At 34.3% G+C, this 16628-nt stretch carries 16 protein-coding genes and 1 pseudogene; 1 reads left to right on the top strand and 16 read right to left on the bottom strand.

Annotated features, from left to right (window positions below; genetic code table 11):
• Positions 1–104: 104 nt before the first annotated feature.
• The 6 genes and pseudogenes from MHB74_RS15095 to MHB74_RS15125 all read right to left on the bottom strand — a co-directional run bounded on the left by MHB74_RS15095 (position 105) and on the right by MHB74_RS15125 (position 3822).
• Complete coding sequence (locus MHB74_RS15095; RefSeq protein WP_061678359.1) at positions 105–1130, bottom strand: ParM/StbA family protein; 1026 nt, start codon at positions 1128–1130, stop codon at positions 105–107.
• A 35-nt stretch (positions 1131–1165) separates the two neighbouring features.
• Positions 1166–1507 (bottom strand): hypothetical protein, encoded by a 342-nt coding sequence (locus MHB74_RS15100; protein ID WP_061678358.1) that lies wholly within the window; start codon positions 1505–1507, stop codon positions 1166–1168.
• An 85-nt stretch (positions 1508–1592) separates the two neighbouring features.
• Positions 1593–1979, bottom strand: a complete 387-nt coding sequence (locus MHB74_RS15105) for a general stress protein (protein WP_061678357.1) — start codon at positions 1977–1979, stop codon at positions 1593–1595.
• 333 nt (positions 1980–2312) lie between these two features.
• A pseudogene (locus MHB74_RS15115) lies at positions 2313–2612 on the bottom strand (alpha/beta hydrolase); the annotation flags it as partial.
• A 99-nt stretch (positions 2613–2711) separates the two neighbouring features.
• Positions 2712–3023 (bottom strand): hypothetical protein, encoded by a 312-nt coding sequence (locus tag MHB74_RS15120; RefSeq protein ID WP_061678356.1) that lies wholly within the window; start codon positions 3021–3023, stop codon positions 2712–2714.
• Positions 3024–3192: 169 nt separating this feature from the next.
• The gene (locus MHB74_RS15125) at positions 3193–3822 is read right to left on the bottom strand and encodes a DUF1349 domain-containing protein (protein WP_061678355.1); all 630 of its coding nucleotides are present in this window, start codon (positions 3820–3822) and stop codon (positions 3193–3195) included.
• Positions 3823–4432: 610 nt separating this feature from the next.
• Here MHB74_RS15125 and MHB74_RS15130 point away from each other — a divergent pair.
• A complete protein-coding gene (locus MHB74_RS15130; RefSeq protein ID WP_061678354.1) occupies positions 4433–4798 on the top strand; it encodes a YxeA family protein in 366 nt (121 codons plus the stop codon).
• Positions 4799–4833: 35 nt separating this feature from the next.
• Here the strand turns inward: MHB74_RS15130 and MHB74_RS15135 are convergent, their stop codons facing one another.
• The 10 genes from MHB74_RS15135 to MHB74_RS15180 all read right to left on the bottom strand — a co-directional run bounded on the left by MHB74_RS15135 (position 4834) and on the right by MHB74_RS15180 (position 16583).
• Positions 4834–5544, bottom strand: a complete 711-nt coding sequence (locus MHB74_RS15135; RefSeq protein ID WP_061678353.1) for an alpha/beta hydrolase — start codon at positions 5542–5544, stop codon at positions 4834–4836.
• A 103-nt stretch (positions 5545–5647) separates the two neighbouring features.
• Positions 5648–6103, bottom strand: coding sequence for a TspO/MBR family protein (locus MHB74_RS15140; protein ID WP_061678352.1), 456 nt, complete (start codon positions 6101–6103; stop codon positions 5648–5650).
• A 112-nt stretch (positions 6104–6215) separates the two neighbouring features.
• On the bottom strand, positions 6216–7646 hold the full coding sequence (locus MHB74_RS15145) for a cryptochrome/photolyase family protein (RefSeq protein WP_061678351.1): 1431 nt from the start codon (positions 7644–7646) through the stop codon (positions 6216–6218).
• 85 nt (positions 7647–7731) lie between these two features.
• Entirely contained in the window at positions 7732–8244 is a 513-nt protein-coding gene (locus tag MHB74_RS15150; protein WP_061678350.1) for a carbonic anhydrase, read from the bottom strand.
• A 76-nt stretch (positions 8245–8320) separates the two neighbouring features.
• Positions 8321–10945: a DUF2309 domain-containing protein gene (locus MHB74_RS15155; protein ID WP_061678349.1), complete on the bottom strand. Its 2625-nt coding sequence runs from the start codon at positions 10943–10945 to the stop codon at positions 8321–8323.
• Positions 10945–12477, bottom strand: coding sequence for an NADH dehydrogenase subunit 5 (locus MHB74_RS15160; protein WP_061678348.1), 1533 nt, complete (start codon positions 12475–12477; stop codon positions 10945–10947). The genes MHB74_RS15155 and MHB74_RS15160 overlap by 1 nt, the downstream gene beginning before the upstream one ends.
• A gap of 592 nt (positions 12478–13069) precedes the next feature.
• The gene (locus tag MHB74_RS15165; protein ID WP_025118617.1) at positions 13070–13432 is read right to left on the bottom strand and encodes a DUF2294 domain-containing protein; all 363 of its coding nucleotides are present in this window, start codon (positions 13430–13432) and stop codon (positions 13070–13072) included.
• A 419-nt stretch (positions 13433–13851) separates the two neighbouring features.
• Entirely contained in the window at positions 13852–14547 is a 696-nt protein-coding gene (locus tag MHB74_RS15170; RefSeq protein WP_061678347.1) for a hypothetical protein, read from the bottom strand.
• 12 nt (positions 14548–14559) lie between these two features.
• Positions 14560–15657: a DUF58 domain-containing protein gene (locus MHB74_RS15175; RefSeq protein WP_061678346.1), complete on the bottom strand. Its 1098-nt coding sequence runs from the start codon at positions 15655–15657 to the stop codon at positions 14560–14562.
• A complete protein-coding gene (locus MHB74_RS15180; RefSeq protein WP_061678345.1) occupies positions 15654–16583 on the bottom strand; it encodes an AAA family ATPase in 930 nt (309 codons plus the stop codon). Before MHB74_RS15180 ends, MHB74_RS15175 begins: the two co-directional genes overlap by 4 nt.
• Positions 16584–16628: the final 45 nt, after the last annotated feature.

The raw sequence follows: 16628 nt of genomic DNA on the forward strand, positions 1-16628 counted from the left end.
AACATTTCCTCTATACAAGCACTTTTCATCTTTTCTTATTTATATGTGGAAAAGAAGCCACATACTTTGGCACGTCAATTCAACGAACTTCATTTCGGTCGTTATTATAATTTGGATTCATATGCAGATTGATTCGTGATGTCGTCAAATACTTGACTTCCAATCATATAGTATCCATGAAGTGCAGCCTCTTTCGAAGCATCTACCATACGGAAAGAAGAAATTTCACCTTGCATTTTTTCAATTCGTTTTTTGTGGATATCTACTATTCCTCCTGTCCAAATAATAGTGTCATACTGGTCTAACTTAAATTGTTCTTGTAATACACGCATAACGTCTTGGAAGTGTGTATCCAACTCTTTTTGAATCAAAGTATCAACCTGACTTGTCTGATGATTTTCTTCTTGACCTCCATATCCTTTTTCTAATATGTTTGGCATGTCGTTAATATGCAAGTGATCACTTTCCCCTGCATGATTTTGCAGGATATTTTTAATATTTTTCAAAGGCTTGCTACATCCTAGTTCCGTCTCATAATGATTTAAAATGACATTCTGTTTCATATCTGTCATTTCTAATGTACGAAATCCACCATCAATAATTAAGATACGATCTTGTTCCTGAATGATTCCCTCTTTTAAGAAATAGGCATGTAAAGCGACCGGTTGCTGAAGAATCAAAGTATTTTCCACCGTAATATTAATAAATTTCCCATCAATTTGCACGGAAGTTTCTTTTTTTAGTGCACGTTGTAATTGCTCATGCTGACTACCAAAATAAGTAACGGGAAGCCCGGTAACAACTAAAGGTAACACGACATTTTCTTTATAATCCTTTGCAATGCAACCAAATATTTGTTGTTTAAACTGTTCGCTTTCATAATAATTTTCTATTTCTTCGTCAAATGGAGGAAGAAATGAAGCGTCAGATTGATGTGCTTCATTTCCCATGTAGTATGCAAAGTCTAAGTCTATAAAACTTACCTTTGTTAAATCTTCACTTTCAACATGATTAGGTACAGGGGCTAGTGTGGAAGCTTCACTCTTAATCGTCACCTCAGAATCTACATCCTGTCGATATGCCCGCTTAGTAAAACCAATTCCTACATCAATTGCATATAGAGATTTCATACTTTTTTCCTCACTTTCTCTTTTTAGAATTAAATCTAAGCACTCTCTTCTTTCCCTTCTTTCATATATTCTTTTTCATCTTTTTTCTTTTTGTTATTTTCGTTTTCTTTTAAGTCTTTAATGGTAGAAATGACAACTGGTGTGGCTGTAAGTAGTTGCGGTAATGTTTGTTTTGCAACATTAGCTGCAGTTACAGAGAATTGTTTACTTGTCTCTGTTACCTTCTCTAATGTTTCCTTTATGTTTCCTTCTTGTAGTTTGTCTTTTACGCTTTTTCCTGTTGTTTGTATAGCTTTCCGATTTTCTTTTTTTAATAGAGAAACCATGACTCCGATCGTAATCCCAATCGCAGCATATTTAAATATTGTATGTTTCATTTTTCTCACCCTTCTCTACTTTTATTTTCTTCCATGCTACAACCTAAAATAATTAACTTATCTATTTATGAGATATTGCAATCTATTAGAGAGAATGATAGTTTTGCAGCTGCCTATCAGTCGACGTTTGTGTTTCAGCTGTTACTAGAAGTAAAATTCTCCCTTGATCTAGTTTTTCTTCATATAAATTAGCTTCCGCCTTCGACAACCCCATTTCCTCCATTTGATTTCGGAGCTCGTCTCCTTTTTTGGAGAAAAAGTTGATAATACTTGTTCCTAATCCTTGTTCTTTTACTCCAATCGTATTTATGTTTGTATCATCCGCAATCTTTTTTGTTAGATGTTTTTCATGTGCTAAGACGTAAATGTCATCTTGGTGAATCCCTTGCAATTCTAGCTCTTTTACTTTCATAACTACTTCCTGTTCATTTTCATATTCATGAACCACCGGTTTTCTTTCATTCTTATGCATTGTATATTTCCTCCTTTAGATTTTTTATTTAGTTGTTATGTAATATGTAATACACCTATTTTAAATATGTTAAACCTAAATTTTCAAAAAATTTAATACAATAGGTTATTAATGTTTTTCAATATTAACGAGATGTCACGAGCACTTTCCTTTAATAGCAGTGTTACAAAAACGATTTGTTTAAAAGAAAAGCCCCTTATTTTATAGAAAATTTCTATTTAGAAAAATAAAAAAACACTCCTTTTTAAAGAGTGCTTTTAACAAACATATAACCTAATAAAAATGTTTCTATTTTGATTACAGAAATAAAGTCTTTATTAAAACATATGGTTGCTAATTTAATTGCAATCTTCCTTGCACCCAAGCAGCAATATCATTTATAACACACTCAGGGATATTAGCAGAATTATAATTTTCATCCGGTTTACTTATTTCTCCATAACCTTCTATAAATAAGAGATTTAACTTTGGATATAGTCGTTAATCAATGTTATCTCGTTCTTTTTAGTTGTTCTTTCCAAAGAGGAATTTCGATTTTCGATTGAACTTGATAGTCTCTTTCTCTTTGAATAATAAAAAGCAGTGTCTTCTGTTCTTTTGACATTTCACTGCTTTAATTTTACGGATAGAATTCTTACTTCACAGAATTTTTTTGCTGTTTTCACTATATACTTACTATACAAATGAAAATATACAAACTTTGCATAAAAAAATGATTTTATAGTATCTTTTTTAATATCCATGTCCGCTTTGCCAACCACTGTGTCCGCCTTGCCAACCACCGTGTCCGCCTTGCCAACCACCGTGTCCGCCTTGCCAGCCACTATGTCCACCTTGCCAACCACCGTGTCCACCTTGCCAACCACCGTGTCCGCCTTGCCAGCCACTATGTCCACCTTGCCAACCGCCGTGTCCACCCGGCCAACCACCGTGTCCACCTTGCCAACCGCCGTGTCCACCTTGCCAACCACCGTGTCCGCCCGGCCAACCACCACCGTGCCCGCCTTGCCACCAGCCTACATAGCCTTGTCTCTGTGAGTTCATTCTTTCGCATCCCTTCTTATTAAAAATTCAAATACTGTAACTGGGTATTCTCTAAATATAATTATGTATCCCAAAAATAAATGTATCCGCAAACATCTCGATTATTGGTAAAGTAATTATCTAATGAAAAAAAACATTCTCGCTGGATAAATAAGATAACTTTACAATCTTAATAAACTTTTGTATTATCATCTATATTTTCAATCTTAATAAATTCAAACTCTGCTTCATATCCATCTCCTTGTGGACTGCAAGCATAAATGCCAACTTTCATACAATCTTTTTCCTCAAAAAGATGAGCCATTCTTATTTGTTTCCATACTGTCCCGTCTAAGGAATAATCAACATAGTAATTATTTCCCCTTCTTGTTATGCGATAATAAAGAGAATTCAAATCTCCCAAAAAATCCTGACTAGACCAATCAGAATAGCCATTCTTTGTTACAACAACACCTAATTTACTATTGTCATCAGGTATATACTCAACCGATGTCTTTAACCAAGTATCTTTTGAAAATCGAACCATTAAACCTGCTTGATCATATCTATTCGCTGGTTTAGATTTTACTTTCGTAATCAATCTAAAGTCTCCATTTAGTTCATAGTATAAAAAATGGCCATTATCAACTTGAAATTCATAGTGTGTTTTTTGCCAGAAATCAGTCTCTTTATCCGGTTTGATTATTAACTTCGATTGATTACTATTAACCTCCCAATCTTGGGGTGGAGAAAACCATTTTAAACTTTTATCAAATTCCGCATTATTAAATTCTTCTATTAATTTATATTGATTATCCATAAACAATATCCCCTTAATCTTTTATATTTATTAATGAAGGAACTCACCTTTTTCAAATTTCAAATTAGGGTTTTAACTAAATCAAATACAAAAAACTCTCGTTCCTATAAAAAGGACGAAAGTTAACCCGTGTTGCCACCCTAGTTAAAAACGTAAAAATATACACCCTTTACTTAATTTATTAACTGCTTGTAGCTGGAAACGATTACTAACTTCACATTGAAGCGTTCTCGATTTCTCACAAAGATGGATTCACAAGTTCCTTTTATCACTTTCAAGCAATATACATTTTAATTATCATCACTTTACAATAATTCTGTTTATTTATCAAGGGATGTTTTTCAAAATAAAATATATTCATAATTAATTAACAAAATACATTTTCTAATATATATAAGGAGGTCTAATTTTATCTAGAAATGTTGTATTTTGCATAAAAGCCACGAAGGTATAAATAAAAAATAATACGATTTGCACGAAAGAATAACCATACACTGTTATCCCTCCTTTAAACACCTATTTAAGAAAAACTTAAGAAATTCACTTCTAAATTCATAAGAATTTTTTCCTATACTTAAAAATAAGTAATTTAACAAGAGGAGACATGACCATGAAGAAATTCATAATTTGCATACTAGGAGTAGGCCTTCCTATATACTTACTTCCTTTCATATTACGCGGGGATTTAGACAGATTTAATCCGATTGCTGAAGAAAAAAATGTATATGCGGTTGCAAAAGGATATGGTGTTCCGGATTATCATCGTAAAGGACGAGCTATGTACGCCCTAAAAGGTGTTGATGAATTAAACAATGAAAAAGAATATAAAGTTGGAACGAACACGCCTAATGATTTTATAAGAAAAACTTACTTGAAAATTCATGTGAAAGGAAAGTATGTGTATTCTTACGACATTATCACTGAAGAGGATATTCCGAAGAAAATAAGAAGGAAATTGGAAATAGAAGTTAAATAAAAGAGCCCACTCGTATGAGTTGGCTCTCCGGTCTATCATTGTTTTAACAACCATTCTTCCATTACTTTCACTGTTTCATCTCGTTGTGCTTTTGCTGTAATTAAGCTCGCATTATCACCTTTTTGATCACCATACATGCCAAAATGAGCATGATTTCCGCCTTTTATCATGTGCATAGTTGTATTCTTTGACATGAACTTTTTATTCTTCTCTATTTTTTCTACAGTTGCTAAAGCGTCTACTTCTCCATAAATAGATAACATCGGCATCGATTTCGTAGAGAAATCATCTGCAGGGTACGAACCTAAGAAAATGATCCCATCTACCTTGTCTTCATGTTGAAAGGCATACTTAGAAATCATAGCTCCTCCCATTGAATGCCCTGCAACATACCATTTTTGAACTTCAGGATACTGTTCCATTACACTATCTACTGCATTGATTCCAAATATCGCTAAATTTAATGGCAACTTAGGCATTACTACAAAGTGCCCATCTTTTGCAAGAGCTTCCCCTAAGTAACTATAAGCCTCAGCTTCTACTTTAGCTCCTTGATAAAAAATAACCCCTACTTTAGCATCTTTCTCTCCAAAAACGATATGATCTTCATCTTTTTTATCATCCACTAACGACAAAGCCTCTTTCGTCGGTTTATAACTAAACTGAGACCATACAAAAAAACTAATACTTCCTATAAGTAAAATACCAAGTAAAGAGTACAGAATAATTTTCATCCATTTCTTCACAAAGATGACCTCCCTAAGATTTATATATTCTATATTTTAGATTATCATTAATCAACATAAAAACTCGAGCATTTTTATTATGCTCAAGTTTTTATTTACGTCTTTAATTTATACTATAAATGGTCCAAGATAAATATGTAGCAAATGTAGACCATAAAAAATATGGAATTAGCAACCATGCCGATACTTTAGATAATTTGGAAGAAACAGCTATGAGAAGTAACGTAGTAATAGCGACTAGTAAACAATCTACTGTTGCTAAAAATAAATTTTTTTGACTGAATTGAAAGTAGCTGAATGCTTGATTGCACATATAATTTAAAAGGAATACAAACCAAAATGTTTTTGGCTTACATCCATATTTGTTGTAAATAATTGCAACCGCTAATGCAATAAGTCCATATAAGACAGCCCAAACTATTCCGATTGTCATACCAGAAGGTGTCCAAGACGGCTTTTCTAGCGCATCGTACCACATACGATCAATAGGAAATAAAATACTAGAAACATAAAACAAACCATACGTTAGTAAGAACACTATAATACTAGACTTTTTCATAAACATTCTCCTTTTTCAATAGAAGGTTTTAGAAACTCTATATGATTATTCTGTCCCTTTAATGGATAACATTCTAATATTTAAATTTCAAATACATATTGTTTAATCTATTTCATACGAATTCTTTCATACTTTTATATGCACAAAGTGCTCTCTCTCGTGCCGCCTTATGATCAACAACTGGCAAAGGATATGTATGACCAAGCACTATATTGGCATTTTGTAACATATGCTCAGGTGCTTCCCAAGGTTTATGTATATATTTATTAGGCATATCTCTTAATTCTGGTACCCATTTTCTTATATACTCCCCATCTTTATCAAACTTTTCTCCTTGTGTGATGGGATTAAAAATACGAAAGTACGGTGATGCATCTGCTCCACTTCCAGCAACCCATTGCCATCCCATTGTATTATTTGCAATATCAGCATCTAGTAGTGTATCCATAAACCATTTTGCTCCTTCCTGCCACGGAATTAACAAATGCTTTACAAGAAAAGAGGCTACAGCCATTCTTGCTCGATTATGCATAAAACCTGTTTGCCATAGTTCTCGCATTCCCGCATCAATAAACGGATAACCAGTTTCACCCTTCTGCCATACTGTTAATAATTCCTCTTCATTATTCCACGGAAAATGTTCAAAGCTCTTATTAAGAGGTTTATATACTGTAAACGGATAATGATATAGCAAATAATAAGAAAACTCTCGCCAAATTAATTGACGTATAAAACTATTCACTTGTTTTTCAAAAAGACTACATTGTCTTTCGGTACTTTTATTTATTAAGTAATGATACATCCACCTAACTGATATTTGGCCAAATGAAAGATAAGGTGCCAACATCGAATGAGCATTTTCATTTGGAAAATCTCTTCCTTCACTATAAGAGGCTAATTTGCTAGAGAAAAATTTCTTACATGTTTTGTATGCCCCTTCTTCTGTCGGATCCCATATTGATTCAATATGGGATGTCCACGGTATTGTCGGAAGCAAGTGTAATTCTGAGACAGATAAACTTAATGTTAAAGAGCTTTCTCCCTTTATATTCTGCACTTTACTAATAGGTTTAGGTATTACCTGCTTTTGAAATGCATTGTAAAAAGGCGTAAACACCTTATATTCAGTGTTATCCTTCTTTTTTATAATCCACGGTTCTAATAATAAATGCGAATTAAATTCCTTACAGACAATACCTTTACCTTCTAACATCATTTTCATTTTTTCATTAGATTGTAATCTGTCCGGATCATAACAAATATTCCAATATACAGCCGTGATACCTAACTGTTCTATGAGAGAAAGTATTTCTTCCTGTGTATTTCCTTTGCGAATTATTAAAGTAGAGCCCAATGCTTCAAGTTGCTTTTGGACATCTATTATAGCATGATGTAACCACCACTTTGATGCACTACCTATTGAAAAAGTTTCATCTTGTACATATACCGGAAGAACCTCACCAGACTGAACAGCCTCAAATAGAGCTGGGTTATCATATAAACGAAAATCTTTTTGAAACATAACGATAATTTTATTTTGCATGACTACCTCTTCTAATTCTTAAAATATAATAAAATTTATTATACTACAGCGATTTATACATAAAAATTTATTTGTCTTTCATAGATTAATTAACTTTTTCAACTATTTTATTAGTAGAAATTTTAGCAACCATTTCTTTTTCACCTGTTCGATCAATCATGAAACCATGAACTTTAATATCAGAAGGTACTAACGGATGATTACGAATCATATCTATACTCTTCTCGATATTTTCACCAACATTTTCTTGTCCACTTAGCCATGCATTCAGGCTACCACTTGAAAATTCAGGCATGCAATTTTTAAAGAGATAGTCTATTTCTCTGTTATTTTTTATCGAATCACGTTGAATTTGTAGATTAACTACATCCGTTGCTTTATCCTCTATTCCTACAACAAAAATTTCTTCCACATTTTCTTCATAAATAGCAATAATAATAGATCTCATTATATCTCCATAAGGATGTACAATTACAGAATCATAGCTGTGTATAGTCAACATGTTTTCTTGTTGAATATTAGTTTCTTGTTGGATAATAGGCTCTATTCCATGTTCAATGTCTGTTAATAATAATACTTTTTTATTCTTTGAATTCATATGGAGCACTCCTTCTTCATTATTGTATTTATAGAACTTTTAAACTAGTAAGGATAGTTCATTATTCATTACATGGTTATGACCAATTTTTCCATTGTCCTTCTGGATCAACACTCGCCAGTCTAACCCATCCATTTTGAACTTTTTCTCGAAATGTGAGATTGGTATTTAGCAAACGCTCTATATATTCAATAGGCGCTTGAATTACAATTAGTAAACGAAGTGGTGAATGATACGTCTCACTATCTGACTGCATAACCGATTGCCAAGGTAAGCCTGGCAACAGGTCACTTGCATTTCCTTGCATAACACCGAGACCTGCCGTTACGGTTTGGGTTGTTTTGTTTCCACTACCATAATAATGAGGCGCTACAGTTGAAGCGTAATATTGGAGATTTATCCACTGAGCTACCGTTCCCGGTCCTGCAATGATGTTAGTTAATATATCGCCACTTTCATCCTGTTTCCAATCATAATTATGAAGGAAAGCCCTTCCTTCTAAGTCACAATCCTGAGTTAATTCTCGTTGCCCGATAATAAAAGATGCATTACGGGCTAATCCCCATTCTGGACGTATTTCACTCCAATCTTCTGCAAATCGATGTGCCTCTTTACTCGGATTTTTTATTTTCGTTTTAAAATTAGGTAATTGTGTTAAACGCTCTCTATTTGCATGTTGGCTGACATTTGGCATAACCGACTCAATACTATCAAATGCTTCTTGCGCAGTTTCCGAAAGTTCTGGGACGTAAATCCATTCCAATTCATCCACTGTTGTTTTATGTTCAGCTGCTGCAAAAATGGTATCCTCCGGAATGTTAATACCTTCAGCAGACAAAGCCTCTCTCACTTCTGGAAGATTACATAAAGTAGCAAAAACTCTTGCATTGAATCCCCCCGCCGCTCCGCCACAAGCACCACATTCAAGCGCTGCAGCATAAGGGTTGTTCATACTTTGACTACTATGGCCGCACATTACAACTAAAGGCGCGAATTTTTCTGTCAATCCCACCATTTTTAAAGCTTGGCGCACATAGTTCACTTTTTCTTCTTTCGTAAAACCGATAGGTATCTCACATTTTGTATCACGAACATGATTAAGCGAGAATGTTGTATCAGGCTTTTGTAACATCGTTTTACGAAGGTTACGAATGAAACTACCTACTCTTCTTGGCACAAAACTCCTTGTCACCATTTGTAAACCAAGTACAGGGCCACTTACCTCAGGTAGTAACATACTTGTCAGTACATTTTGTTTCATCGTTTTAAAAGTATAACTTACTGAGCTGTCTATCTTCTTGCGTTGTTGATAATTTTTAAATTCATTTTCATCCGTGAGCTCTTTAATTTGATGTTTCGGTTTTAATATAACTGGCAAAGAAGGATGACTGTCTTTACTACCTAGTTCACTAGTCGCAATTGGTAACCCAAAGAAACCAGCTATTCCAAACGTTTCGAACGGACCTAATTTTTCTAGGTGGCGACGAAACGGTTCTGAACGTACATCAATACAGAATGCTAATTGAGCTAATACACGTTTTTTATCATTAGTTGCACGTTGTTTAGCAACAATCTTTTCCCTTAATTGCTCTGCATGCGTCTGTTCCCAAGCTTCCAGCCAAAGTTTCCTGCGAATATTTTCATCAAAATGATAAGCAAATGCTAATAATTCACGTTGTTCAGCTGCAGGCATTTGTGACCATTCCCGGGTTGAAATATTCCCCCAATAGATCCAAGAAGCTATAAGTGGGACAATCGCAACTTTTTTCTCAGCCTTTTGATTTTTTATAGGTAAATACGGTTTGACAATGGCCAGCTCCATAGAAATTCGAACTGCTAAATATTCTATGAGAAGTTCCTGCTCCTGAGTCGACTGTTGGGAACGCCATAGTATCATTCCTGCCCACCCAGGCAAAGCAAGCAAGTGTCCTTCAAGGTAAGCTTGCATGTTAGATTCAGAAATTCCTAGTTCACATAACGCTCTCTTTAAAGCTACCTTGGCATCCTGTGGCCAATCCTTTAAAACTTTACGCTCATTTTTACTGAGCGCTGGATCAAATGTAATAAGGTGGTGCCATGCACGATACAAACCTTTCTCTCGATTTGGCATCGTCCAACTTGAACCAGAGTCATCAAGATATAATTTACACCATTTAATGATATGATAATTAAGAATATCAGATAGGTTTTCACCCTTTTGCCTCTCTATAAGTGAACTTACAGGTTGCATAGAAGAGTCTTTCATACTTCCTGTATTTATATAACTCATTTCTTCTGCTAGTTTATTTAATTGTGGCGATGATAATAGACTAGAAGGTAATTCCTCTAATTTTAAAGCTGCTTGGCAAAACTGCTCCGCTTTCTTTCGCGGGATATGAAAAGATTGTGAATCAAGCCAACGAGACAAGCCACTTTGTAAAAATGATTCCTCAATTTCACCTTTCGCCTTTGCCGAATGAATCATAGAAGCACTAGGATATATATCCACATTACGAATTTCTTTTAACCAATTTGCGACTTGTTCAAATGATTGCTTTTCAAGTCCCATCCAAGGGTGATGAGCTGCAAATGTAGCGATCGGCCAAAGTGGTGCAACAACTCGGCTAGCAGATTCAACTAAATTATTCATATTCTTTTCTTGTACTTCAATGTTTGTATCTTTCTTTTTTAAAGTTTCTTTCGTTACTGACGATATGCTCATCACTGATTACCTCCCTTTGATACATAATGTTTCAGATAGCTTGGATGACTTTCTACTGACTTTTGTCTCGCCTCACCTACTCGAACGAACCAAAGATACATTACAGCAAATATTGTAGAGGATTGATTACGAGTAACGAGAGTACTAATAGCACTACCAAATAATAAGAGACATATAACAAAAATAACGGCTGAAGCTGAAGGTTGAACATTTTGATACATGTCAGTATGCAACCATTTATAAAGCGAGTTATGAACGGTAAAGTAAATGAGAGAAAATCCAGCTAAAATAAATACGCCAACAATTCGTCCTATTCTTCCCTCTCCAAAAACAACAAGCTGTTTCCATGAAAAGTACAATGACCACCCTAAGATAAACGCACTAACTAATTGATACCCTTCTCTAGAAGTCGTAAACCAAAAAGCAATCGCTATAAATAATCCGAAAACACGTCCGACCATAATCCATAAATTAGATATCTCTTCATTAGACTGCTTCACTGCCCCAAAACGTTGTACGGAAGAACCAACTTGTAAAAACAGTGTAGCTTTAAACAAACCATGTAAAATTAAATGAATAACAGCCGCTAAATAGGCTCCTAATGCGCATTGAATAAGCATAAACCCCATTTGTGCAATAGTTGATCCCACTAGCTGACGTTTATAATCAACTTGAACTAGGCTAATTCCTGTACCTATTAAGATAGAAATACTAGAGAAAATTAGTAAAATGATTTGTGCAATATCATCATGAAAAAGAGGTGAAAATCTAGTTAACATGATACCGCCAGCATTTACTAAACCAGCATGCATAATAGCAGAAACAGGAGTTGGAGCAACAGCTGACTCAATTAACCATCTTTGAAAAGGCCATTGTGCTGCTGGAATCATCACAGCTACTATAATCAATAAGTTAATTCCTGTTTTCTCCAATGTTCCAAATTGAGCTACATTTTCATTCGTTAAAACTGATGTTAGCTGCCACTGTCCAGTGACTTGAAAAAGCCAAATGATAGCTACTAGCAAAGCGATCCAGCTTATTGTAAATAAATAACTAGAAATTTTTGTTGCTCCGCTAACTACTTTCCACCCTTTATTTAGCCCGATGAGTAAAACCAACCCTATAAGAGTTGCTCCCCAACAAATAATCATAAAACGAAGATCATTACTTAACCATGCAACCGAAGATACACCTGTAGTAAATGTAAAAAGTGCAAAGTATTTTCGATATGAGCGATCTCCCAGTAAGTAACGTATAGAAAAACGCTGAATGATTAAGCCAATTGTAAGAACAAAGAAAGCCATGAACCAAGCTAAAGTATCTAAATGCCAAGGCCCTACAACGCTATCTCCATTGTGATTAACAAGTGCGAGTAAAGAAACCAATGAAGGCAAAGCAGCGATACCAATATGGATATGAACAAAACGTAAAGGTATCCTTGTATTTAAAAACAATAATCCACTTAACGAAGAAGCACTAAGCGCCATAAAAAATAATGTTAACAGTGTTGATGAACTCAGCGAAATTAACATGTACAATACTCCCTTCCAAACGAAAATAACCTATAAAAATTCCTTTTAAGTAAGATAGTTTTTTAAATTCAATTTTCATTCACTCTTTTTAGTACATCGTTTTTTTATCAATAAAAAAAACCGACAACTTCCATAATTCAATGATTTTATATCATCATTGAATTATGGAGATTGTCGGTTTCACTTCAACTAACTTCAATAAAGTTTTTTGAAGAGCTCCCATTTTATAAAGGATTGTATGTATTACTCCTGTTAAAAAGAAAAGTATATTTCTGATCTCCTAGATTATGCAATCAATATATCAATTTATGTTATACGCTATCTTTTCATTAAGAAACTTTTTCATTTAGTCAATATTACATATTAAAAAAATGCTAAAGCCTTAATTATAGCAAACTGTTAAAATGAGCATCTATCAATTTTTTAAAACAATTATAAGATAAACCATATTAAGGAGTTTGTCAATTTCTTTATCAGTTTTTAAGATTTATTATACCTAAATAACTTCAAACTTTTAATTATTAGTATGTTAATAAAGTGCAAAACTTGTAGGTTTCTTAATCCTCCCCTAACCTTAAGGTGTTTTTTATTTTTAAAACTTTTCCTCAAGATTATGAAGCAATTTAAAAATCATTACTCGTTCGCCTGTACGGGAGCTTATATCTGTATGAAAGCTTTTCACTTTCTCTCCAGTTAATTCTAGTATAATCTCTTTTAAATCTTCAATTCCAGATTCAACTAGCTCCGAACGATTTTTCTTTATCGTTAGCATACCGTCTTTTGTTTCGCAAACAGTATATTCAGCCGGCGTTAAAATACCTTGTAAATTTACGATAATCATATCCCGTAATATATCTGTCTTAACGGATATAGACCCGCGTCCTAGGTAGTCCTTTTCCCAGTGAGTAATTGCTTTGCTTATCTCTGATTCAATAGAGCCTTTTGAGCTTTTCATCTATGTATCCTCCTTCAATAAAATAAATTTACAATAACAATATAATAATCCGGATTGATTTTATTTTCAATTATTGAGAAGAATTTATTGGGATTGTTGCAAGGTATCCTTTCATATCATAGCGATTTTTTATATTACAATATGGAATTTTTAATCATTCCCAACAAGATACGCTTACTATAAAGGCTTTGTTGCATAGATTTCTAAAAAGGACATTCCGGAGAAAGTAAGGGAGTTCTTGTGACATAATACACAAATGAAAGAGCCTACTCTGATGAGTAGACTCTTTCTCTTTTTAATAGCTCTGCTACAGTTGAATCAACTGTAGCACTAAAGGCCGTACTCCCCAAACGATGGCATACGATTTTTTCCCATCTTTTTTTCTGACTTAAGTCAATCCGATTATATCATTCTACAGCTTATATATGTTTTTGTATCCATTCATGTATAAATTGTTTTTCACCTGGAGTAAAGGCTAGATCCCCATAACGAATTTTCTCGTACACTTCTACAATTTCATGTGAACAACCGATACGTGTTAACCATTGTTGAATCGTTTCATAGGAACGTCTTTGTTTAGATAATGGCAAATTCCGTTCCCATTTCACTAATTCAGCACGTATAGGATTATGAGGCAATGCATTTATTTTTTTCTTTCCAATAGGAGATTGATCTATTTGGTACGGGAGGGGGTTTTCATCTATCTTATCTTGTAGCAATTGTTTTTTATTTCTTCTGGACTTATAAATGAGTCCAACAATAAATAATATGATAATACAAGAGTAAATTATTATATTATTCTTAGATGTAATTTCTCCCTTTAAAAGAGGAATGTGTGAACTTTCATCCCCCGGTTCTCTAGGTTCATCAATCCATAATTTCCCGCCCTTTTCGTCATCCGATTTATTATTCGCTTCACCATAAAAGTCTTCCTTACCCTTTCCACCGGTCAACGTTTCTGCAAAACCATCTATAAGATAAAATTTTGTGTTATTAATCATCCATTCCTGAAATATTTCGCGTGAATATAGGGCTCCTTGTGTTAGAAAAAAGGCAACAATTATAGTAATACAAAATACAATTAAGCGAAACCTAGCAACCATCCACTTGTCCATACTATCTCCTTTCTATTTTACAACCTGCAACCAGTTTGTTTGCTGCTTTGGTGGATATCCAATTATAAGTGGGATAGCACCCGGTTCTTGCTTTCGGAAACCGGTTTTATAAAATACCTCTGAGGACACAGGCTGGTCGTTTTCCGTAATTGTAGACAACAATTGTAAAGCCTTATATAATTGTGAGCGATTTCCTCCCGAACGGATTTGTAAAATACCGTTATTATGTACACTATTTACCCATAGTTCAAAAGAGCAATCTTGTACAAGTAACTGCTTACACACCCCAGTCGTTACCTCAATTAGCCATTCTATATCTGTACGCCATGTATAAGAATTTTTACCAACAAGATTGAGATAAATCGCATAACGGTCCCCTTGCGAAGGTTCGTATTTTTTAGCACTTAATACTCCTGTTCTTGCAGTTGCTCCCCAATGAATAGACCGAAACGCTTCTCCTTCATATGGTTTTACACCTATAATTTTTGTTTCGTTATATAAAGGCGAAACCGTTGCTGTACGGTACCCTTGTTGCCATCGCTTCGTTTCTGGGATAGTTACCTTCGCGATTCTTGGATAAACATGAAATAAAGGCACTTGTTTATATTTGTATGTATAATGTAAAGTAACGAGGCGAAAAGGATCACTCATTACAATTTCTATATGATCCCATTTCCATTTACCACGTTGCTTAGCTTGCGCATACAAATCAATGACAATCTCCTCATTTTTCGAAAGAGATAATGGAATACTATAAAAGTTTCCATGCTTTACCCAGTTTTCTTTTATATGCCAGTCTATCCCTCTTTGTGAACGAAAGCAGAAATTGAGAAAGGGAATAGGCATTTTCATATCATTTTGAATATATATTTTACAATGTCCCTTTTCATCAATAAAAAGCCGCTCATGATACTGTACAATTCTCCATTTTACTTTAGAGATTTTACTAACATACCAATGGGCAAATCCAATTAATAAAAAATAAGAAAACAACAAAAGAAATACAACGAAATTTTGATAAATTAACCAAAGAATAATAGTTATAATTATAAATACTATAATACTAGATAACTCTGCTATACGATGTTTTATAACGATAGTCTCCATCAGACTGACTCCACTGGAGCTGATACAGTTTCTAAAATTTCTTGTATAACTTGTGTCTTAGTTGTTTTCATTTCTCCTTCAATCGTTAGCGTTAATCGATGTGAGCAAACTGGTTTTGCAAGAAATCGAAAGTCTTCTGGTGTACAATAACTACGTCCATTTAATAATGCTCTTGACTGGGCGGCACGCATAAAAGCTAAAGAACCTCGCGGACTAACACCAATTTCTACCAAATTATGTTCGCGAGTAGCCTTAACAATATCTAATAGATAGTTTTCTACTTCTTCGTGGATTAAAATATTCTGAGCTTGTTGTTGTAAATCTAGAATCTCTTCACATGATAAAACACTTTGTAAAGACTCCATTGGATTCCCTAGACGAAATCTACGTAGCATTTCTCTTTCATGTTCCCTATTTGGATACCCCTGTCGAACAGTTAATAAAAAACGATCCAATTGTGCATCTGGGAGTGGAAATGTACCAGATGATTCCAAAGGATTTTGTGTAGCTACTACTAAAAACGGGCTCGGCAATTTGTAAGTATGACCAGAAATAGTTACAGTACGCTCCTCCATTACTTCTAATAAGGCCGATTGTGTACGAGGTACCGCACGATTAATCTCATCTACAAGTGCGATATTTGCGAAAACAGGACCCATTCGAGTTTTAAAATCAGATTCTTTCATATCAAAGTATTCGAGACCAATGACATCACCTGGTAATGTATCAGATGTAAATTGTAAACGTTGGAACTTACCATCTATACTTCTTGCTAAACTTTTTGCCAATGATGTTTTTCCTGTTCCAGGAACATCCTCTAAAAGGATATGTCCGTTTGCTACCAAAGCAATCATGACTAGTTCAATTGCAGCGTCATTTCCAACAATGATCTGAGCAATATTATTTTTAACCGCCTTCAATATATCCATCTAGCCCTCTCCTTTAATCAAGAAATTCTAACAAGAAAATCTTTA

Origin of the sequence: Bacillus sp. FSL K6-0069, assembly GCF_038007785.1 — a bacterium.
In the GTDB taxonomy this organism is placed as follows: domain Bacteria; phylum Bacillota; class Bacilli; order Bacillales; family Bacillaceae_G; genus Bacillus_A; species Bacillus_A mobilis.

What these genes read in the sequence shown, in the direction of transcription:
- MHB74_RS15095 (WP_061678359.1), bottom strand. Translation starts at nt 1,130, where the DNA reads ATGAAATCTCTATATGCAATTGATGTAGGAATTGGTTTTACTAAGCGG.
- MHB74_RS15100 (WP_061678358.1), bottom strand. Translation starts at nt 1,507, where the DNA reads ATGAAACATACAATATTTAAATATGCTGCGATTGGGATTACGATCGGA.
- MHB74_RS15105 (WP_061678357.1), bottom strand. Translation starts at nt 1,979, where the DNA reads ATGCATAAGAATGAAAGAAAACCGGTGGTTCATGAATATGAAAATGAA.
- MHB74_RS15120 (WP_061678356.1), bottom strand. Translation starts at nt 3,023, where the DNA reads ATGAACTCACAGAGACAAGGCTATGTAGGCTGGTGGCAAGGCGGGCAC.
- MHB74_RS15125 (WP_061678355.1), bottom strand. Translation starts at nt 3,822, where the DNA reads ATGGATAATCAATATAAATTAATAGAAGAATTTAATAATGCGGAATTT.
- MHB74_RS15130 (WP_061678354.1), top strand. Translation starts at nt 4,433, where the DNA reads ATGAAGAAATTCATAATTTGCATACTAGGAGTAGGCCTTCCTATATAC.
- MHB74_RS15140 (WP_061678352.1), bottom strand. Translation starts at nt 6,103, where the DNA reads ATGAAAAAGTCTAGTATTATAGTGTTCTTACTAACGTATGGTTTGTTT.
- MHB74_RS15145 (WP_061678351.1), bottom strand. Translation starts at nt 7,646, where the DNA reads ATGCAAAATAAAATTATCGTTATGTTTCAAAAAGATTTTCGTTTATAT.
- MHB74_RS15150 (WP_061678350.1), bottom strand. Translation starts at nt 8,244, where the DNA reads ATGAATTCAAAGAATAAAAAAGTATTATTATTAACAGACATTGAACAT.
- MHB74_RS15155 (WP_061678349.1), bottom strand. Translation starts at nt 10,945, where the DNA reads ATGAGCATATCGTCAGTAACGAAAGAAACTTTAAAAAAGAAAGATACA.
- MHB74_RS15160 (WP_061678348.1), bottom strand. Translation starts at nt 12,477, where the DNA reads ATGTTAATTTCGCTGAGTTCATCAACACTGTTAACATTATTTTTTATG.
- MHB74_RS15165 (WP_025118617.1), bottom strand. Translation starts at nt 13,432, where the DNA reads ATGAAAAGCTCAAAAGGCTCTATTGAATCAGAGATAAGCAAAGCAATT.
- MHB74_RS15170 (WP_061678347.1), bottom strand. Translation starts at nt 14,547, where the DNA reads ATGGACAAGTGGATGGTTGCTAGGTTTCGCTTAATTGTATTTTGTATT.
- MHB74_RS15180 (WP_061678345.1), bottom strand. Translation starts at nt 16,583, where the DNA reads ATGGATATATTGAAGGCGGTTAAAAATAATATTGCTCAGATCATTGTT.